This window comes from Streptomyces sp. B5E4 (assembly GCF_039871555.1).
GTDB lineage: Bacteria > Actinomycetota > Actinomycetes > Streptomycetales > Streptomycetaceae > Streptomyces.
Genome location: NZ_JBDPMI010000014.1, coordinates 65712 through 85239, shown reverse-complemented (window position 1 = coordinate 85239; position 19528 = coordinate 65712). Strand labels below are relative to the sequence as shown.

Sequence of the window (19528 nt, the reverse complement as noted above, 5' to 3'; positions counted from 1 at the left end):
GTCAATGTTAACGTCATAAACATGGGAAGGGGAGCACCGTGCTGACACGCATTGCGGAGCTCGTACTGCGCAGGACCCGGCTCGTGCTCACGCTCGCCGCCGTCGCGGTCGTCGCCATGGCGGCACTCGGCTTCGGGGCCTTCGGCAAGCTCAGCGCCGGCGGCTTCAGCGATCCAGGGTCGCCGTCGAGCAAGGCTCAGGAGGTGATCGACGACAGATTCGGGGGCGATACGAACCTGGTCCTGCTCGTCTCCGCCGAGTCCGGGGGGCTTGGCGGAGACGCGGCGCGCGAGCGCGGGCTGGAGGTGACCGAGGGGCTGCGGGCGGAGTCCACCGTCACCAGCGTCGTGTCCTACTGGGACCGCGGCGGCGAGGGGCTGACGTCGAAGGACGGGAGCCAGGCGCTCGTCCTCGCGCATGTCTCCGGAGGCGACGAGAAGGAGGCCGACCACGCCAGGACGCTGAGCGACGATTACGCGGGCACCCGCGACGGCGTCACCGTGCGGGCCGGCGGCGGGGCCGCGGTCGGCAACGACGTGTCCACGCAGGTCGCCGCCGACCTGGCGCTGGCCGAGTCGATCGCCGTACCCGTCACCCTCGTGCTGCTGGTCCTCGCCTTCGGCAGCGTCGTCGCGGCGCTGCTGCCGCTGGCGATCGGCCTGGTGGCCATCTTCGGCACGTTCGCCGAGCTGTGGGTGCTCGGCAGTCTCACCGACGTCTCGGTGTTCTCGGTCAACCTCACCATCGCGCTGGGCCTCGGCCTCGGCATCGACTACGGGCTGCTGCTGGTCAGCCGGTTCCGCGAGCAACTGGCCGCGGGCGACGAGGTGCCGGCGGCCATCCGGCGTACGGTGGCGACCGCGGGCCGTACGATCGCGTTCTCCTCCGCGACGATCGTCGCCGCGCTCGCCGCGCTGCTGGTCTTCCCGCAGTACTTCCTGCGCTCCTTCGCCTACGCGGGCATCGGCGTCGTGGCCATCTCCGCGGTCAGCGCCCTGGTGATCATCCCCGCGCTGCTCGCCGTCCTCGGCCACCGCGTCAACCGTGGCCGGGTCCCGGGCGCCCGGGCCATGCGGCGCACCGACGCGCCGCTGTGGGGCCGGATCGCCGGCGCCGTCATGCGCCGGCCCGCGCTCACCGCCCTGCCGGTGCTCGGCGTGCTGCTGCTGGCCGCCTCCCCGCTGCTGGGCGTCAGCTACGGCACCCCGGACGAGCGGGTGCTCCCGGAGAGCGCACAGAGCCGGCAGGTGGGCACCGCGCTGCGCGAGGACTTCGCCGTCGACGACAGCACCGCCATCGACGTCGTGACCACCGACGCCGTCGCCGGGCCCGACCTCACCGCGTACGCCACCGAGCTGTCCCTGCTCGACGGCGTCACCCGGGTCGACGCGAGCAACGGCTCGTACGCCGACGGCGCGGCCGGCCCCGCGAGCCCCGCCGCCGAGGGGCTCGGCCGCCCCGACGCCCAGCGGCTGACGGTCTCCGTCGAGCCGGCGCCCAAGTCGGGCGCGGCGCAGCAACTGGTCGAGGACGTCCGCGCGGTGGCCGCACCCGGCGGGGTGGAGACCCTTGTCGGCGGCACCGACGCGGAGCTGGTCGACGCCAAGGACAGCATCGGCAGCCGGCTGCCGCTGGCCGTCGGGATGGTCCTGATCACGACGTTCGTGCTGCTGTTCCTCTTCACCGGCAGCGTCGTCCAGCCGCTGCGGGCGGTCGTCCTCAACGCCGTCAGCCTGGCCGCGGCCATGGGCGTGATGGTGTGGATCTTCCAGGACGGCCATCTCGGCGGACTGCTGGGCTTCACGCCGCAGCCGATGGACACGGCGATGACCGTACTGATGTTCTGCATCGCCTTCGGCCTGTCGATGGACTACGAGGTCTTCCTCACCAGCCGGATCAAGGAGCTGCACGACGCCGGCGCGGACCCGGCCACGGCGGTGACCAGCGGGCTGGCCCGCACCGGCCGGATCGTGACCATGGCCGCCGGGCTGCTGGCCGTCAGCTTCTTCGCCTTCGGTACCGGCGAGGTCAGCTTCCTGCAGATGTTCGGCCTGGGCACCGGGCTCGCCATCCTCATCGACGCGATCGCGGTGCGCGGCGTGCTGGTGCCGGCCGCGATGCGGCTGCTCGGCAAGCGCGCGTGGTACGCGCCGCGCTGGTTGCGCCGGATGCACGGCCGCGTGGGCCTGAGCGAGGCCGGGCCCGGTCCCGCGGCGCCCGAGCCCGAGCCGGAGCGCGCACCGGCCGGGGTGTGAGCGTCCGGAACGTACGGCAAGGGCCCCGCCGCGACACGCGGCGGGGCCCTTCGGCGCGTACGCGCGGCTACCGCTTGGAGAACTCCTGATACTCCTTCAGCACCTCGTCCGTCGGCCCGTCCCTCACCAACTCGCCCTTCTCCAGCCAGAGCACCCGGTCGCAGGTGTCGCGGATGGACTTGTTGGTGTGGCTGACCAGGAACACCGTGCCGGCCTCCTTGCGCAGCTCGCGCAGCCGGGCCTCGGAGCGCTTGCGGAACCTCAAGTCGCCGGTGGCCAGGGCCTCGTCGATCATCAGGACCTCGTGGTCCTTGGCCGCGGCGATGGAGAACCGCAGCCGCGCCGCCATGCCGGAGGAGTACGTCCGCATGGGCAGGGTGATGAAGTCACCCTTCTCGTTTATGCCGGAGAAGTCGACGATGCTCTGGTACCGCTCGCGGATCTGCTCGCGGGTCATGCCCATCGCCAGCCCGCCGAGCATCACGTTCCGCTCGCCCGTGAGGTCGTTCATCAGCGCCGCGTTCACGCCGAGCAGCGAGGGCTGGCCGTTGGTGTAGACCTTGCCGCTGTGCGCGGGCAGCACGCCGGCGATGGCCTTCAGCAGCGTCGACTTGCCGGAGCCGTTGGAGCCGATCAGGCCGATGGCCTGGCCGCGGTACGCGGTGAAGCTCACCCCGCGCACCGCGTGCACCTCGCGCACCCTGCTGCTCTTGTCCCGGCGCAGGATGCGGTTCAGGGCGGCGGCGCCGCTGCCCTTGCTGCGGCCCCCGCCCTGCACCCGGTACACGATGTGCACGTCGTCCGCGATGACCGTCGGTACCCGCCCGTCGTCGGGCGTGTCGGCGTCGGCGCGGCTCGTCGGATGTTCAGCCACGGCCATATCGCTCCTCAGCCTTCCAGAAGAACACGAAACCGAGCACCCCGACCACCACTGCCCAGCCCGCCGCCAGCAGCCAGACGTGCGGCGGCAGGTAGCTCATCGGGTAGTCCCCCATGAGGGCGAAGCGCATGAGGTCCATGTATACAGCGGCCGGGTTCATCGCGACGAGGTCGGCGGCCCACTGCGGTGCGTCCGCCCGCACCGTCATCATGTACTGCAGCGGGAACATCACGCCCGAGCCGTACATCCAGGCGCGCAGGATGAACGGCATGAGCTGCGCCAGGTCCGGAGTGTCGCTGCCCAGCCGGGCCACGACCATCGCCAGGCCGGCGTTGAAGACGTACTGGAGCGCCAGGATCGGCAGGATCAGCAGCCACGTCCAGTCCGGGTACCAGCCGAAGGCGATCAGGATGACGGCGAGCACCGTCATCGAGTACAGGAGCTGCTGCAATTGCTGTAGCGAGAACGAGATCGGCAGGGCGGCCCGCGGGAAGTGCAGTGCCCGCACCAGGCCCAGGTTCCCGGAGATCGACTTCACGCCCGACATCACGGACTGCTGGGTGAACGTCCAGACGAACACCCCCGTGACGAGGAACGGGATGTAGACGTCGTTGCTCATCCCGGCGCGGCCGCCGAGCAGCACGCCGAAGATGAAGAAGAAGACCGTGGCGTTCAGCAGCGGTGTCAGCACCTGCCACAGCTGGCCCAGCTTCGCCTTGCTGTACTGCGCGGTGAGCTTGGCGCGCGAGAAGGTCATGATGAAGTGGCGGCGCGCCCAGAGCTGCCGCACGTATTCGGGCAGTCCGGGGCGCGCGCCGCTCACCGTGAGGCCGTACTTGGCGGCCAGCTCGGCCGGGGTCAGCCCGTCATCGGGATGGCGCTTGGGCGGAGCGCCCACTGCCGTTTCGCTCACAGTCGGTAACTTTCGTCCTCAGACACTCAACGGTACGAGCTTGTCAGATCACGGGCGGTCGTCCCAGCCGGGTCAGCCGCCACACCGTACGCCACTTCATGGGCTTGCGCGGCCCGCAGGGCGCGCGCCAGCCCTCTCGGAAGCCTACGAGCCATGATTTCAGCACAGCCGGCGAGGGGCTGCGTGCCACGGTGAGCAGGAACCAGACACCCAGATAGACGGGGACCAGCGGCGCGGGCAGGTTCCGGCGGGCCAGCCAGACGCGGTTGCGGGCCACGTTGTGGTGGTAGGTGGCATGTCTGCTGGGCGGCATCGTCGGGTGGTGCAGCACCATGTCGGCGCGGTAGTCGATGTGCCAGCCCGCATCCAGCGCCCGCCAGGCGAGGTCGGTCTCCTCGTGGGCGTAGAAGAAGTCGTCCGGCAGCCCGCCGACCTCCTGGAACACCTCCGTGCGCACCGCGTTGGCGCCGCCGAGGAACGTGGTGACGCGCGAGGAGCGCATCGGGTCGGAGGCGCGCAGCCGGGGCACGTGCCGGCGCTGGGTGACCCCGGTCTCGGGGTCGGCGATGCGGAAGCTGACGATGCCCAGGCGCGGGTCGGCGGCGAACGCCTCGCGCACAAGCCGGGCCGTGTCCTGCTGTGGCAGAAGACCGTCGTCGTCGAGGAAGAGCAGCACGTCGACGTCGCGGCCGCCGTCGCCGAACGCCTCGATGCCGACGTTGCGCCCGCCCGGGATGCCCAGGTTCTCCGGCAGCTCCACGACCCGGACGCCCTGCGGGATGTTCGGCACGGTCACGCCCTGGGCGACGACGACCACCTCGACCGGCGCGCCGTCCTGCTTGGCGACCGACTCCAGCAGCGCGCGCAGTTCCTCGGGGCGCTGGCCCATCGTGATCACGACCGCGCCGACCCTGACGTCCTCCGGACGCGTGGCCGCCGGCTGCCGGGGCTGGTGTTCATATGTCATTCGGCTCACCGCAACCTGCTGGAGGCCAGAATGCTGACCAGGTGAAGGAGGGTCTGCAGCATCGCTATCGCGGCGAGTACGGCGACACCGAGCCGGGAGAAGTACAGGTCCCCCTTGATCAGGTCGAGGATCGCCAGCAGGAGGATGACGAGTGACGCCTCGATCCCCAGGATCAGCCGGTGGAACTTCAGCGCCGACGCCGCCTTGCGGGCCACGGCGACGCCCGACGAGCGCGGCTCGGCCGCGGACTCCTTGACCGGCGGCAGGCCCTGCTGGTGGCGGGCGACGCCGACCAGGTCGGTCTCGGCCTTGATCAGCACCGCGCCCAGTGCGGCGAGCGTGCCGAGGAAGGCCCAGAGCCAGTCGACGGAGCCCTCGCCCCACGGGTCCGCGGCGCGCAGGCCGAAGCCCACGAGCACCGCGGCGTCGCAGAGGTACGCGCCGACCCGGTCGAGGTACACGCCGCCGATGGAGAACTGCTGCTTCCAGCGGGCGACCTCCCCGTCGACGCAGTCGAGCAGCAGGTACAGCTGGACCATCAGCACGCCCAGCAGGGCCCCGGCGATCCCGGGGACCAGCAGCGCCGGTGCAGCGAGGACGCCGGCGAGCGTCATGACGTACGTCAGTTGGTTGGGCGTCACCCGGGTGTTCACCAGGTGCCGGTCGACGCGCAGCGAGATCTCGCGCATGTACAGGCGACCGGCCCAGTGTTCACCGCTGCGCCGGTCCTTCACCCCCGGAGGGTGGACCACGGGCCGTAGCTCAGCTACCGATGGCTTTGGCATAGTCGGCGTAGGCGTCTCTGATCTCGTCGGTGGACAGGTCGAGGTGTTCGAGGATCGTGTACCGGCCGGGCCGGGTCTGCGGCGCGAACTCGATGGCCTTCACGAACTCGTCGTCCGCGAAGCCGATGTCGTCGGCCAGCACGGGCAGCCCGTGCCGGCGCAGCACCTGCGCCATCAGCAGCGCCGTCTCCCGGTCCCCGCGCAGGAACGTGGCGAAGGTCCCGCCGATGCCGCACTGCTCGCCGTGGAGCGCGCAGCGCTTCGGGTAGAGCAGGTCGAAGGCGTGGCTGATCTCGTGGCACGCACCGGAGGCCGGCCGGCTGTCGCCGGCGACGGACATCGCGATGCCGCAGAGCACCAGCGCCTCGGCGAGGATGACGAGGAAGTCGTCGTCGCCGATGCCGCCGGGGTGGCGCAGGACCGAGTCGCCGGCGCTGCGGGCCATCGCGGCGGCCAGCCCGTCGATGGGCTCGCCGGTCTCGCGGTGGGACAGCTCCCAGTCGGCGACGGCGGACAGCTTGCACGTCACGTCGCCGATGCCGGCACGGACGAAGCGCGCCGGCGCCTCGCGGATGACGTCGAGGTCGATGACGATCGCGATGGGGTTCGGCACGCCGTACGAGCCGCGCCCCGCGTCGTTGTCGAGCGTGGAGACCGGCGAGCAGAGGCCGTCGTTGGCGAGGTTGGTGGCCACGGCGACCATCGGCAGGCCGACGCGCGCGGCGGCGTACTTCGCGGAGTCGATGACCTTGCCGCCGCCGAGGCCGACGACGGCGTCGTAGCGGCCGGTGCGCTTGATGGAGTCGGCGAGCCGCACGGCGCCGTCGATGGTGCCGTCGGCGTCCGCGAACCAGTCGGCACCGGGCAGCGCCGGCGCGAAGCGGTCGCGCAGCGCCTGCCCGGAGCGCGGGCTGATGGCGAAGGCGAGCCGGCCCGACGGCGCGACGCGCTGGTCGGAGAGAAGGTCAGCGAGGTCGTCCAGCGCCCCGGCCCGGATGTCGACCGTCAGCGGCGACGGAATCAGGCGGGTCAGTACCGGCACGCGATCTCCCTGCCCTTGGCGAGGTCGTCGTGGTTGTCGATCTCGACCCAGGCGACGTCGCCGATGGGCTCGACGTCGATCCTGAAGCCGCGGTCGACCAGTTCCTGGTAGCCGTCCTCGTAGTAGAGGTCGGGGTCGCGCTCGAAGGTGGTCTTCAGCGCGTCGGCCAGTTCGTCGGCCGCGCCGCCCTCGATGAGCGTGACGCCGATGTACTCGCCGGTGGCCTCGGCCGGGTCCATCAGCTTGGTGATCCTCCGGACGCCCTTGTCGTCGGCGACGACCTTCATCTCCTCGTCGGCGAGCTTCTTGACCGTGTCGAGGGCGAGGATGATCTTCTTGCCGTCGCCGCGGGCGGCGAGCAGCGTCTTCTCCACGGACACGGGGTGGACGGTGTCGCCGTTGGCGAGGATCACGTCGTGCCTGACCGAATCCCGGCCGCACCAGAGGGAGTAGGCGTTGTTCCACTCCTCTGCCTTGTCGTTGTCGATCAGGGTGAGCTTCAGCCCGTAGGTTCGCTCCAGGGCCTCCTTGCGCTCGTACACGGCCTCCTTGCGGTAGCCGACGATGATCGCCGCCTCGGTGAGCCCGATCTCGGCGAAGTTGCCGAGGGTGAGGTCGAGGACGGTGGTCTCACCGTCGACGGGCACCAGGGCCTTCGGCAGGGTGTCGGTGTAGGGGCGCAGACGCCGTCCGGCGCCGGCCGCCAGCACGAGGCCGATCATGCGGGTTCTCCTGTTTCGTCGTGTACGGCGGGGGCTCCGGAGGAGACCCAGAAGCGGATGCTCTCGATGAGCACCACCAGCGCCACGGCCATCGCGATGGCCGCGAGCGCGAACGTGAAGCGCGTGCCGCTCAGCAGGGCTGCCGCCAGCGTGACCGCCAGCGCCCGTCCCTCGTGCCCGCCGATCGCCCGCACCAGGAGGCGCGGGGGCGCACCCGTGCCGCCGCGGATGCGGTACACGGTGTCGTAGTGATGGTAGGCGACCGCGGCCACCAGCCCGAAAGCCGCAGGAAGCGCTCCGTTCACCTCGGAGCGGGCGGCGAGGACGAGGACGAGGCCGTACTCGGCGGCCCGGAAGACCGGCGGCACGAGCCAGTCCAGCGGGCCGGCGAGCGGCCGGGCGACGGCGAGTGCCGAGGTCAGGATGTAGCCGGCCGCACCTATGAGAGGCCACCAGGAGCCGTACGGGGTGAAGAGCGCCAGCGCCACGAGGAGCACGCCGCCGGCGGCGGCGAGGGCGGGTGCGGCGTACGGCGGCAGGGAGCGCGCGGGGGCGCGCAGGGAGCGGGCGGCGGCTTCGGCGAGCGGGCCGGTGTCGGTCAGCTCGTCCAGCGCCCTGAGGGCCTGCTCGCTGCGGGGGACACGGCGCTTGAGGGAGCGCAGCACCCGGCCCGCGGTGGTGTAGGAGGCGGCGAGCCCCATGCCGACGAGCAGGACGACGAAGACGGCGCGCGGGGTGGTGACGGCGGTGAGCACGGCGATCAGCGCCCACCGCTCGCCGATCGGCAGCACGACCATGCGGCGCAGCCACACGGTCCAGCCGAGCCGGTCGAGCCGTTCGGAGAGTGCCGCGGTGGGGCTGGTGTTTGCCGCCGCGGCGGCGGTGCCGGCGATGGATTCGTTGAAGGCGAAGTCCACGACGTGCCGGCAGGTCTGCAGCACCATGGCGCCCAGCGCGAGGGCCCACACGTCGTCGCCGTCGGCGTTGGCGGCGCCGAGCGCGAGGCCCGCGAAGAAGGCGTACTCCTTGGCGCGGTCGAAGGTGGCGTCGAGCCAGGCACCCATCGTGGAGTACTGCAGCGAGTAGCGGGCGAGCTGGCCGTCGGTGCAGTCCAGCACGAAGGAAAGCATGAGCAGCACGCCGGCGGCGACGAACCCGGCCCGGGTGCCGGTGGCCGCGCAGCCGGCCGCGAGCACGGCGGTGGCCAGGGAGGCGGTGGTGACCTGGTTCGGGGTGAGGCCGCGGTTGGCGCACCAGCGGGCAAGGTAGCGCGAATACGGGCTGATGAAGAAGGTGGTGAAGAACCCGTCGCGGCTCTTGACCGCGGCGCGCAGCCGGGCCTTCTCCTCGTCCACGGCGGCGACCGCGTCCGTCGCCTTCGCCCGCGCCAGGGCGTCTTCCGGTACGGCCGCCACCAGCACACCCAGCTCCGGCCGGGCCAGCGGCCCGTCGGACTCCGCGAGCTGCGCGGCGGTCTGCTCGGTGACGCCGTCGAGGGTGTGGCTGCGCATCACCGCGCGGGAGAGCGCGCTGCGGGCCGCGGGCGTCTGCACCGCGACCACGCCGGACACGGCCGCGCCCGGGAAGCGGGGATCGGCGAGCGTGAGACGCAGGCTGTGCCGGTGGCCGACGAAGCGGCTGTCGACGAGCGCGACCCGGCCGTCCTCGGGCAGCAGCGCGAGGACAGTGGCCGCGTCGGCCACGTCCGCGGCGGTACGCACGTCGTCGTAGCCCAGCGACCTCAGGTCGCTCTCCAGGGGGGACCCGGGGACGGGCGGGCCGATCAGGATTGCGGTCCGCAGACGAACTCACTCCTTGGCAGGCGGGACGACAGGCGGGACCGCCCCTCCCCCGTCCGGCCGGGCGGCTGTCGGCAGAGGTTAGCGGATCCCTGGAACCACGGGTTCACCGCCCGTTCGCCTCGACCGGGTGGCGATCATCATTTCGCAGCTCGCGCCCGTGCTCCAAACCGGGGCGGTAGTGTTCCGCCATGACGTGGTTGATCACCGGCGGAGCCGGTTACATCGGCGCGCATGTCGTGCGGGCCATGGCGGGTGCCGGGGAGCGGGTCGTCGTGCTGGACGACGTGTCCACCGGCAATCCGGCCCGGCTGCCCGCGGACATACCGCTGGTACGCGGCACATTCCTGGACCGGCTGCTGCTGGACCGTACCTTCGCGCAGTACGAGGTCACGGGCGTGCTGCACCTGGCGGCCAAGAAGCGGGTCGGCGAGTCGGTGGAGCAGCCGCTCTCGTACTACCGGGAGAACGTGCACGGCCTGGGCGTGCTGCTGGAGGCCGTGGTGGCCGCCGGCGTCCGCCGCTTCGTCCTCTCCTCCTCGGCGGCCGTCTACGGCATGCCCGACGTCGACCTCGTCACCGAGGACACGCCCTGCCTGCCGATCAACCCGTACGGCGAGACCAAGCTCGCCGGCGAGTGGCTGCTGCGGGCCACCGGCCGCGCGCACGGGCTGGCCACCGCCTGTCTGCGCTACTTCAACGTCGCCGGGTCCGCCGCCCCCGAGCTGGCGGACACCGGGGTCTTCAACGTGGTCCCGATGTTCTTCGAGCGGCTGACCGCGCGCCAGCCGATGCGGATCTTCGGCGACGACTACCCCACCCCCGACGGCACCTGCATCCGGGACTACGTGCACGTCGTCGACCTCGCCGACGCCCACCTCGCGGCGGCCCGCCGCGTCGCCGCCCCGGCGGTCACCGGCGACCTCACGGTGAACCTCGGCAGCGGCACCGGCGTGTCGGTGCGGGAGCTGACCGACGTCGTCGCCGACGTCACGGGGCGGCGCGAGCACACCCCGGTGGTCCTCCCCCGGCGCGCCGGGGACCCGGCCCGGGTGGTCGCCTCGTACGACCTGGCGGCCAAGGAGCTGGGCTGGGTGCCGCGGCTGGACGTGCGCGCCATGGTCGAGTCCGCCTGGGCGGGCTGGCTGCACAGCCGTCCCGCGGCGCGGCGCGCCTGACCAGCCGAGACGTCCGCAGGAGCGTTTCCGCAGGTCAGACGATGAAAACCGACTTCATGTCAAGGTTTGGCGAATACCCCCTGCCCGTAGTTCACTGAGATCGTCGGGCAGGCACGAGGGCCTGTCCGCGACCGCCTGGGAACCGGAGGGCACGCGGCATGGGTGCAGGGCACGACCACTCCCACGGAGCGGGCGGCGGCACGGCCTCCGCCGCGCACCGCGGCCGGCTGCGCATCGCCCTGCTCCTCACCCTGTCGGTGCTGGGGCTGCAGGTGGTCGGTGGCGTGATCACCGGCTCGCTGGCGCTCGTCGCGGACGCCGGGCACATGGCGACCGACGTGGTCGGGCTGTCCATGGCGCTGCTGGCGATCCACTTCGCGAACCGGCCGACGAGCGAACGGCGCACCTACGGCTTCGCGCGGGCCGAGATCCTGGCGGCGCTGGCCAACTGTCTGCTGCTCTTCGGCGTCGGCGGCTACATCCTCTACCAGGCCGTGCTGCGCTTCATGGACCCGCCGGAGATCGAGGGCGGGCCGACCTTCGCGTTCGGTGTCGCGGGCCTGGTGGTCAACCTGATCTCGCTGGCCCTGCTGATGGGCGGCCGGCAGGAGAGCCTGAACGTGCGCGGCGCCTTCCTGGAGGTGCTGGCCGACGCGCTGGGCTCGGTCGCGGTGATCATCTCGGCGCTGGTCATCGTCACCACCGGCTGGCAGTACGCGGACCCGGTCGCCTCGCTCGCCATCGGCTCGATGATCATTCCGCGGACGTTCCGGCTGCTGCGCGAGGCGCTGGACGTGCTGCTGGAGGCGGCGCCGAAGGACGTGGACGTCTCCGAGGTACGGACGCACATCCTCGCGCTGCCGGGCGTGGTGGAGCTGCACGATCTGCACGTGTGGACGATCACTTCGGGCATGCCGGTGATATCGGCGCACGTGGTGGTCAAGGAGAACGTGCTGCAGTCGGTCGGTCAGGAGAGGTTGCTGCACGATCTGCAGGGGTGCCTCGGCGATCACTTCGATGTCGAACATTGCACGTTCCAGATCGAGCCCGTCGGACACGCCGAGCATGAGGCAAATCTCTGTCATTGAGCCGGCACCGGTAAGGCAGACTGAATGAGGCGTCCCGTCTTCTCCGCCCGCGGAGACCGGGGCGCCCACGCACAGGACGCCGTAGATCGGACGTAAAGGATGGTCATGCCGGCCGCTACCACCGAAGAGATCATGCTGGAGCTCGTCGACGAGGACGGCACCACGATCGGCACCGCCGAGAAGCTGTCCGCGCACCAGGCGCCCGGCCGGCTGCACCGGGCGTTCTCCGTGTTCCTCTTCGACACCGCGGGCGGGATGCTGATCCAGCAGCGGGCGCTCGGCAAGTACCACTCCCCCGGCGTGTGGTCCAACTCCTGCTGCGGCCACCCGTACCCGGGCGAGTCGCCCCTCGCCGCCGCGGCCCGCCGTACCTTCGAGGAGCTGGGCGTCTCGCCCGCGCTGCTCGCCGAGGCGGGGACGGTCACGTACCACCACCCGGACCCCGCCTCGGGGCTGGTGGAGCACGAGTACAACCACCTCTTCGCCGGGCTGCTGCGGGCCGAGCCGCGGCCGGCTGCCGACGAGGTCGGCGCGGTCGCCTTCGTCACACCGGACGAGCTGCTCAAGCGGCACGCCGAGAACCCGTTCTCGGCGTGGTTCATGACGGTGCTGGACGCGGCCAGGCCGGCCATCCGGGAACTGACGGGGCCGGCGTCGGGCTGGTGACGCCGGCGAGCGGGAGGGAGGCCCAGATCACCTTCCCGCCGTCGACGGTGTGCTGTACGTCGCAGGCACCGCCCGCCTCGCTCGTGATCGTCTTGACCAGCAGCAGTCCCCGGCCGCCTGTCTCGTCGTCGTCCGCCTGCAGGGCCTTCGGGCGGTACGGGTGCCGGTCCCGGACGGCGACGCGGACCCAGCCGGCGCTGACCGACAGCTCGACGCCGATCTCCGGGGAGAGCACTCCGGCGTGCCGGACCGCGTTCGTCACCAGCTCCGAGACGATCAGCAGCACGCCCTGCAGCAGGTCGTCGCCGAGGGGCACCCGCCGCCGGACGAGGAGGTCGCGTACCGCGTGCCGGCACTGGGGCACGGAGGAGTCGAGCGCCGGGGCGTCGAACTTCCAGGTTCCCTCGTACGCCGCCGGGACCACCTGGCCGGGCTCGGGTCTCAGGCCGCCGCCGTCGTTCACCGCCGGCACCTGCTTTCGCCACCACTCACCCTCCGAGTGTTGGCAATCACCGGAGCCCAACCCCCCATCGAGCAGAACTTGACTGGCTTTCGTCACCTTCCGACCGGCTGCGCAATGACCGGTCTGGGTTGAGATCGAAATAATCGGTTGCCGGTTCCCGTTGAACCGTCGTACCTTCACAGTGCCCTGCAGTCGACGATTGGAGCAGGTGTTGCTCGTCTGAGGTCTCTACGGCACCGTGCCCGCGGCATTTCCCGTGTGCGGCACGTGCGACCTCATGGCTTGAGCCACCTTCCTCTCCTGCAGGGCACCCTGCCCCGCTCCCGTTCCACCCGGCTCTCCCAGGTCGCCGTCCGGTGCCGACGCCGCCCCGTCGCACCCCTACGAGCCCACCGGGAGACGTCATGTCATTTCCCTCCACCCCGCGCGCCGCGGCCTCCGTCATCTGCACCGGCTTGGCCTTCACCTGGCCCGACGGCACCACCGTCCTCGAGGACTTCGACCTCGCGGTCGGCCCCGGCCGCACCGGGCTGATCGGCCGCAACGGCACCGGCAAATCCACGCTGCTGCGGCTGATGGCCGGGGAGCTGACCCCCGCCGCCGGCACCGTCAAGGCCGCGGGCACGATCGGCCACCTGCCGCAGAACCTCGTCCTGGACACCGCCGCGCGGGTCGACGAGGTGCTGGGCATCGACGGTGTGCGGCGCGCGCTGCACGCCATCGAGTCCGGTGACGTCGCCGAGGAGCACTTCACCGCCGTCGGCGACGACTGGGACGTCGAGGAGCGCGCCCGCGCCACCCTCGACCAGCTCGGCCTGGCGCACGTGGGCCTCGACCGCACCATCGGCGAGGTCTCCGGCGGCGAGTCGGTGCTGCTGCGGCTGGCCGCGCTGCTGATGCGCCGGCCGGACGTGCTGCTGCTGGACGAGCCGACGAACAACCTCGACCTGAAGGCCCGCCGCCGGCTGTACGCGGCCGTGGAGTCGTGGCCGGGCGTGATGGTGATCGTCAGCCACGACCGCGAGCTGCTCGACCGCGTCGACCAGGTCGCCGACCTGCGGGACGGCGAGGTCACCTGGTACGGCGGCAACTTCACGGCGTACGAGGAGGCGCTGGCCGTCGAGCAGGAGGCAGCCGAGCGCACGGTGCGCTCCGCGGAGGCCGACCTGCGGCGGCAGAAGCGCGAGCTGGCCGACGCGCACGAGAAGCTGAGCAAGCGCAAGCGGTACGCCGACAAGCAGTTCGCGAACAAGCGTGAGCCGAAGATCGTCATGAACCTGCGCAAGCGGGAGGCCCAGGTCTCCGCGGGCAAGCACCGGATCATGCACGAGGAGCGGCTGAAGGACGCCAAGGAGCGCCTCGGCGAGGCGGAGGCGGCGGTTCGGGACGACGACGAGATCCGCGTCGACCTGTCGTACACCGCCGTGCCCGCGGGCCGGGACGTGCTCATGCTGCGCGAGCTGGAGCTGCGCTATGGCGCGCGGGTCGAGGCGCTGCAGGTGCGCGGCCCGGAGCGGATCGCGCTGACCGGGCGCAACGGCGCGGGCAAGTCGACGCTGCTGCGGACGATCGCCGGCCAGCTCGCGCCGGTCGCGGGCTCGGCGTCGGTGCACGTGCCGCTGCGCTACCTGCCGCAGCGGCTCGACGTCCTGGACGACGCGCTGAGCATCGTCGAGAACGTGGCCCTCTTGGCGCCCGCGGCGACCAACCAGCAGATCCGCTCCCGGCTGGCCCGCTTCCTGTTCCGGCAGGGCCGGGCTGACCAGATCGTCGGCACGCTCTCCGGCGGGGAGCGGTTCCGCGCCACGCTGGCGGCGCTGATGCTGGCGGAGCCGGCACCGCAGTTGCTGATGCTGGACGAGCCGACGAACAACCTGGACATGGCGAGCGTGCGGCAGTTGGTGAAGGCGCTGGAGTCGTACGAGGGGGCGCTCGTGGTCGCCAGCCACGACGTGCGGTTCCTGCGCGACATCGGGATCACGCGCTGGCTGGTGCTGGACGAGGAGTTGAGCGACGTCGAGCCGCTGTAGGCGGAAGGCGCCGGACCGGCCCCCGCGGCCGGCCCCGGGTGCGCTGCCGGCCGTGAGAAGCTGCCGGGCATGAGCGAAGGCGAGCTGCAGAGCGGCGTCGACGGCGGCGTGGCGACGGTGGTCATCAGCAACCCGGCCAAGCGCAATGCGATGACCCCGGACATGTGGCGCGTGCTGCCCGGGCTGCTCGCGGGGCTGGCGGCGGACCGGGCGGTACGCGCGGTGGTGCTCACCGGCGCCGGCGGCACGTTCTGCGCGGGCGCCGACATCGGCTCGCTACGGGCGGGCAGCGAGGGCACGCAGGGCCTCGCCGAGGCCGCCGAGGAGGCGCTCGCCGCCTTCCCCAAGCCGACGCTGGCGGCCGTCCGGGGGCACTGCGTGGGCGGCGGCTGTCAGCTCGCGGCGGCCTGCGACCTGCGGTTCGCCGCCGAGGACGCGCTGTTCGGGGTCACGCCGGCGAAGCTGGGCATCGTCTACCCGGCGGGCGCGACACGCCGGCTGGTGCGGCTGGTGGGCCCGGCGACGGCGAAGTACCTGCTGTTCTCCGCCGAATTGATCGACGCCGCGCGGGCGCTGCGCACCGGCCTCGCGGACGAGGTGCTGCCCGCCGCGGAACTCGGCGCGCGGGTGGCGGAGTTCACCGCACTCCTCGCGGCGCGCTCGCAGCTCACGCAGGCGGCGGCGAAGGACTTCGCCGACACGGCCGGGGCCTACGGGGACGGCGGCGCGGCCGCCGACGCCGGGGCGGACGCGGCACGTATCGCACACTGGGCCCGGCAGGCGCGCGGGGCCGGCGACACCGCGGAGGGCGTCGCCGCCTTCCTGGAGCGCCGCGAGCCGCGCTTCACCTGGTCCGTCTGACGACCGCGCGACCCGGCGGCGTACGAACCGGCGGTCACGCCCCCTTCTCCCGCTAAGCGTCCGCTCAGTAGCCTGGCGGTATGACGTCACTCCCACCGCGCGCCGGCCGCCGCTGCCAACAGGTCCTCAACCCGCTGCACTCGGCGATCTACTTCGCGCCGGAGTTCACCGAGGAGTTCGCCGGCATCGGCATCGACGGCTGGCACGCCGCGTACTTCACCGCCCGGTCCGCCGCCATGGGCCCCGTCGGGCCCGGCGTGGTCACCGCCGCCTTCTACAACTACAGCCACCGGCTGGCCGCCCGGCACCTGCCCGCCGCCTGGACGACCGCCGACCCGGCCACCGTCCTGGCGGCCCGGCTGCGGGTCGCCGACGCCGTGCTGCGGCGGCTCCTCGGCGAGGAGACGATCGCCTCGCCGGAGCTGGCCGAGGCCGCCGGGCTGGCGCAGCGCGCGGCGGCGGGCGGCGAGCGCGCCGGGCGGCCGCTGTACGCGGCCGAGGCCGGTCTGCCGGTACCGGACGCCCCGCACCTGGCCCTCTGGCACGCCGCCACCCAACTGCGCGAGCACCGCGGCGACAGCCACGACGCGGTGCTGGCCCACGCCGGGCTCGACGGGCTGGAGTCCCAGGTCACCCACACCGCCTCCGGGTTCGGCTTCACCCCGGAGTTCGCCCGGTACTCGCGCGGCTGGGAGGCCGAGGAGTGGGCCGGGGCGCAGGACCGGCTGCGGGCCCGCGGGCTACTGGCCGCGGACGGCGAGCTGACCGAGGCGGGTACGGCGCTGCGCAAGGAGCTGGAGGACGGGACCGACCGGGTGGACCTCGCCCCGTACGCGCGGCTGGGCGCCGCGGGCGTGGCGCGGCTGACCGAGCTGGCCACCGGCTACACCACGGCCGCGCTGGCCGCGGGCGCGATGCCCAAGGACATCTTCGGCAAGGGCTGAGGTGCGGCCGGGACGCGGAACGGCGGGAGGCGGCCGGTGTTTGCGCAACGCTGCGACGGCTACCCGCAGTTCTCGACCCGAGTAGCGAGGTGAACAGCCATGCGAGCCATCGCCGACGGCCTGCGCATGATCGGCGGCGCCATCGCCACGATCGTGACTCTCCCCTTCCGACTGGCCGCCCGCCTCTTCGGCGCCGCCTCCCGGGGCGGCCGCAGGGCCCGCCGCCGCACCGTCTGACCACGCGTCGGCCCGGGGCCCGGGACGCGTCTTCGCCATGCTCCGGCGCCCATCCGGCCCTGTTCCGACCCGCCGGGCGACCGGGGCAGGTCCCGCCGGGCGCCCGGCTGTCAGTCGGACCTGCCACAATGCACTCCGCCACAGATGACAGAAAGCGGGGCGGACGTGACGGCGTCGGTATCGATTGAGGCCAGGATCGCCGAGGAGCTCGGCGTACGCGAGCGGCAGATCATTGCGGCGGTGCGGCTGCTCGACGACGGCGCCACCGTGCCGTTCATCGCCCGCTACCGCAAAGAGGCGACGGAGATGCTCGACGACGCCCAGTTGCGTACCGCCGATGAGCGGCTGCGGTATCTGCGGGAGCTGGAGGAGCGGCGGGCGGCGATCCTGGAGTCCGTACGCGGGCAGGGCAAGCTGACCGAGGAGCTGGAGGCGCAGATCCGCGCCGCCGACTCCAAGGCCCGGCTGGAGGACGTCTATCTGCCGTTCAAGCCGAAGCGGCGTACGAAGGCGCAGATCGCCCGCGAGGCCGGTCTGGAACCGCTGGCCGACGGGCTGCTCGCCGACCCCTCGGTGGCGCCGCCGGCCGCGGCCACCGCCTTCGTGGACGCGGACAAGGGCGTGGCCGACCCGGCCGCGGCCCTGGAGGGCGCGCGCGCGATCCTCACCGAGCGGTTCGGCGAGGACGCCGACCTGATCGGCGAGCTGCGGGAGCGGATGTGGACGCACGGCCGCGCGGCGGCCAAGGTGCGCGAGGGCAAGGAGGAGGCGGGCGCGAAGTTCTCGGACTACTTCGACTTCTCCGAGCCGCTGACGGACCTGCCCTCGCACCGCATCCTCGCCCTCTTCCGCGGTGAGAAGGAGGAGATCCTCGACCTCACCCTGGAACCCGACGCCCCCGGGGAGGCGGAGCAGGAGGGCCCGTCGGCGTACGAGCGCGCCATCGCGGCCCGGTTCGGCGTGGAGAACCGGGGCCGGCCCGCCGATCCCTGGCTCGGCGAGACGGTGCGCTGGGCATGGCGCACCCGCATCCTGGTGCACCTCGGCATCGACCTGCGGCTGCGGCTGCGCACGGCCGCGGAGGACCAGGCGGTCGACGTCTTCGCCGCCAACCTGCGGGACCTGCTGCTGGCCGCCCCGGCGGGTACGCGCCCCACGCTGGGCCTGGACCCCGGGCTGCGTACGGGCGTGAAGGTCGCCGTCGTCGACGCCACCGGCAAAGTCGCCGCCACCGCTACGGTCTACCCGCACGCCCCGGCCCGCAAGTGGGACGAGGCGCTGGCCGTCCTGGCCGAGCTGGCGCGCGTGCACGCGGTGGAGCTGGTCGCCATCGGCAACGGCACGGCCTCCCGGGAGACCGACAAGCTGGCCGCCGACCTGATCGCCGCGCAGCCCGAGCTGAAGCTGACGAAGGTGATGGTCTCGGAGGCCGGGGCGTCGGTGTACTCGGCGTCGGCGTTCGCCTCGCAGGAACTGCCCGAGCTGGACGTGTCGCTGCGCGGCGCGGTGTCCATCGCGCGGCGGCTGCAGGACCCGCTGGCCGAGCTGGTGAAGATCGACCCGAAGTCGATCGGCGTCGGCCAGTACCAGCACGATCTGTCGGAGGCGAAGCTGTCGCGCTCCCTGGACGCGGTCGTGGAGGACTGCGTCAACGGCGTGGGCGTCGACCTCAACACCGCCTCGGCGCCGCTGCTGGCGCGCGTCTCCGGCATCGGCGCGGGGCTCGCGGAGAACATCGTGGCGCACCGCGACTCCCACGGCCCGTTCAGCAGCCGCGCGGCGCTCAAGGACGTGCCGCGGCTGGGGCCGAAGGCCTTCGAACAGTGCGCGGGCTTCCTGCGCATCCGCGGCGGCGAGGACCCGCTGGACGCCTCCGGGGTGCACCCCGAGGCGTACCCGGTGGTGCGGCGGATGGTGAAGGCGGGCGGCGCGGAAGTGGCGGCGCTGATCGGCGACTCGCGGACGCTGCGATCGCTGAAGCCGCAGGACTTCACCGACGAGCGGTTCGGGCTGCCGACCGTGACGGACATCCTCAAGGAGCTGGAAAAGCCGGGGCGCGACCCGCGGCCGGCCTTCCGGACGGCGGTGTTCAAGGAGGGTGTGGAGAAGATCGGCGACCTGCAGCAGGGCATGGTGCTGGAGGGCGTGGTGACGAACGTGGCCGCGTTCGGGGCGTTCGTGGACGTGGGCGTGCACCAGGACGGGCTGGTGCACGTGTCGGCGATGTCGAAGACCTTCGTGAAGGACCCGCACGAAGTCGCCAAGCCCGGCGACATCGTGAAGGTGAAGGTGCTCGACGTGGACGTGCCGCGGAAGCGGATCTCGCTGACGCTGCGGCTGGACGACGAGCCGGGCAAGCCGGCGGGCGGCGGCGGCCGGGGCGGCGGGCGCGAGCGCGACCGGCAGGGTCCGCCGCGGCAGCGCGGCGGCGGCCAGGGCGGGGGCGGAGGCGGAGGCCAGGGCGCGGGCGGCGGGCGCCAGCGCGGTGGCAGCGGCGGCGGTGGCCGCCGCCGTGAGGCACAGCCGGAGAACAGCGAGATGGCGGACGCGCTGCGCCGCGCGGGCCTGCTCGGCGGCGGTGGCCGCAGCGGCGGTGGCGGCGGTGGCGGCAACGGCCGCCGCGGCAAGCGCTGATCGCCGGAAGCGGACGGTCCGGCCTCGCCCACGGGGTTGCGTGGGCGGGGCCGGCTGCTGCCGC

Annotated in this window: 17 protein-coding genes; 9 read left to right on the top strand and 8 right to left on the bottom strand. The window is 72.5% G+C overall.

Annotation, left to right across the window (positions count from 1 at the left end; translation table 11 throughout):
- The first annotated feature begins 38 nt into the window (after positions 1-38).
- Positions 39-2255, top strand: a complete 2217-nt coding sequence (locus tag ABGA99_RS19565; protein ID WP_347583071.1) for an MMPL family transporter — start codon at positions 39-41, stop codon at positions 2253-2255.
- A 67-nt stretch (positions 2256-2322) separates the two neighbouring features.
- Here ABGA99_RS19565 and ABGA99_RS19560 read toward each other — a convergent pair whose 3' ends face one another.
- Genes ABGA99_RS19560 through ABGA99_RS19530 form a run of 7 tightly spaced genes read right to left on the bottom strand, consistent with a single transcriptional unit; the run spans position 2323 to position 9366 of the window.
- On the bottom strand, positions 2323-3135 hold the full coding sequence (locus tag ABGA99_RS19560) for an ABC transporter ATP-binding protein (RefSeq protein WP_347579341.1): 813 nt from the start codon (positions 3133-3135) through the stop codon (positions 2323-2325).
- The gene (locus ABGA99_RS19555) at positions 3122-4033 is read right to left on the bottom strand and encodes an ABC transporter permease (RefSeq protein ID WP_347579432.1); all 912 of its coding nucleotides are present in this window, start codon (positions 4031-4033) and stop codon (positions 3122-3124) included. The genes ABGA99_RS19560 and ABGA99_RS19555 overlap by 14 nt, the downstream gene beginning before the upstream one ends.
- Before the next feature lie 58 nt (positions 4034-4091).
- Positions 4092-5015 (bottom strand): glycosyltransferase, encoded by a 924-nt coding sequence (locus ABGA99_RS19550; protein WP_347579340.1) that lies wholly within the window; start codon positions 5013-5015, stop codon positions 4092-4094.
- A 5-nt stretch (positions 5016-5020) separates the two neighbouring features.
- Positions 5021-5800: a CDP-alcohol phosphatidyltransferase family protein gene (locus ABGA99_RS19545; protein ID WP_051102912.1), complete on the bottom strand. Its 780-nt coding sequence runs from the start codon at positions 5798-5800 to the stop codon at positions 5021-5023.
- Positions 5778-6842 (bottom strand): iron-containing alcohol dehydrogenase family protein, encoded by a 1065-nt coding sequence (locus ABGA99_RS19540; RefSeq protein ID WP_047019334.1) that lies wholly within the window; start codon positions 6840-6842, stop codon positions 5778-5780. Before ABGA99_RS19540 ends, ABGA99_RS19545 begins: the two co-directional genes overlap by 23 nt.
- Positions 6830-7564 (bottom strand): phosphocholine cytidylyltransferase family protein, encoded by a 735-nt coding sequence (locus tag ABGA99_RS19535; protein WP_347579339.1) that lies wholly within the window; start codon positions 7562-7564, stop codon positions 6830-6832. The genes ABGA99_RS19540 and ABGA99_RS19535 overlap by 13 nt, the downstream gene beginning before the upstream one ends.
- Complete coding sequence (locus ABGA99_RS19530; protein WP_347579431.1) at positions 7561-9366, bottom strand: DUF5941 domain-containing protein; 1806 nt, start codon at positions 9364-9366, stop codon at positions 7561-7563. The genes ABGA99_RS19535 and ABGA99_RS19530 overlap by 4 nt, the downstream gene beginning before the upstream one ends.
- A gap of 188 nt (positions 9367-9554) precedes the next feature.
- On the opposite strand from ABGA99_RS19530, the gene galE reads away from it, so the two are divergent.
- The 3 genes from galE to idi all read left to right on the top strand — a co-directional run bounded on the left by galE (position 9555) and on the right by idi (position 12295).
- Positions 9555-10541 (top strand): UDP-glucose 4-epimerase GalE, encoded by a 987-nt coding sequence (gene galE / locus ABGA99_RS19525; protein WP_347579338.1) that lies wholly within the window; start codon positions 9555-9557, stop codon positions 10539-10541.
- A 158-nt stretch (positions 10542-10699) separates the two neighbouring features.
- The gene (locus tag ABGA99_RS19520; RefSeq protein ID WP_347579337.1) at positions 10700-11629 is read left to right on the top strand and encodes a cation diffusion facilitator family transporter; all 930 of its coding nucleotides are present in this window, start codon (positions 10700-10702) and stop codon (positions 11627-11629) included.
- A 105-nt stretch (positions 11630-11734) separates the two neighbouring features.
- On the top strand, positions 11735-12295 hold the full coding sequence (gene idi, locus ABGA99_RS19515) for an isopentenyl-diphosphate Delta-isomerase (RefSeq protein ID WP_347579336.1): 561 nt from the start codon (positions 11735-11737) through the stop codon (positions 12293-12295).
- Here idi and ABGA99_RS19510 read toward each other — a convergent pair.
- Positions 12228-12758, bottom strand: coding sequence for an ATP-binding protein (locus ABGA99_RS19510; protein ID WP_347579335.1), 531 nt, complete (start codon positions 12756-12758; stop codon positions 12228-12230). The two genes, idi and ABGA99_RS19510, sit on opposite strands and share 68 nt — an antisense overlap.
- A 404-nt stretch (positions 12759-13162) precedes the next feature.
- Here ABGA99_RS19510 and ABGA99_RS19505 point away from each other — a divergent pair, with 404 nt between their 5' ends.
- The 5 genes from ABGA99_RS19505 (at position 13163) to ABGA99_RS19485 (ending at position 19464) form a co-directional block, all read left to right on the top strand.
- Entirely contained in the window at positions 13163-14788 is a 1626-nt protein-coding gene (locus ABGA99_RS19505; protein WP_347583070.1) for an ABC-F family ATP-binding cassette domain-containing protein, read from the top strand.
- Positions 14789-14857: 69 nt separating this feature from the next.
- A complete protein-coding gene (locus ABGA99_RS19500) occupies positions 14858-15649 on the top strand; it encodes an enoyl-CoA hydratase/isomerase family protein (protein WP_347583069.1) in 792 nt (263 codons plus the stop codon).
- An 80-nt stretch (positions 15650-15729) separates the two neighbouring features.
- Positions 15730-16593 (top strand): hypothetical protein, encoded by an 864-nt coding sequence (locus ABGA99_RS19495; RefSeq protein ID WP_347579332.1) that lies wholly within the window; start codon positions 15730-15732, stop codon positions 16591-16593.
- 99 nt (positions 16594-16692) lie between these two features.
- Positions 16693-16830 (top strand): LPFR motif small protein, encoded by a 138-nt coding sequence (locus tag ABGA99_RS19490; RefSeq protein WP_347579331.1) that lies wholly within the window; start codon positions 16693-16695, stop codon positions 16828-16830.
- Positions 16831-16974: 144 nt separating this feature from the next.
- The gene (locus ABGA99_RS19485) at positions 16975-19464 is read left to right on the top strand and encodes a Tex family protein (protein WP_347579330.1); all 2490 of its coding nucleotides are present in this window, start codon (positions 16975-16977) and stop codon (positions 19462-19464) included.
- Positions 19465-19528 lie beyond the last annotated feature (64 nt).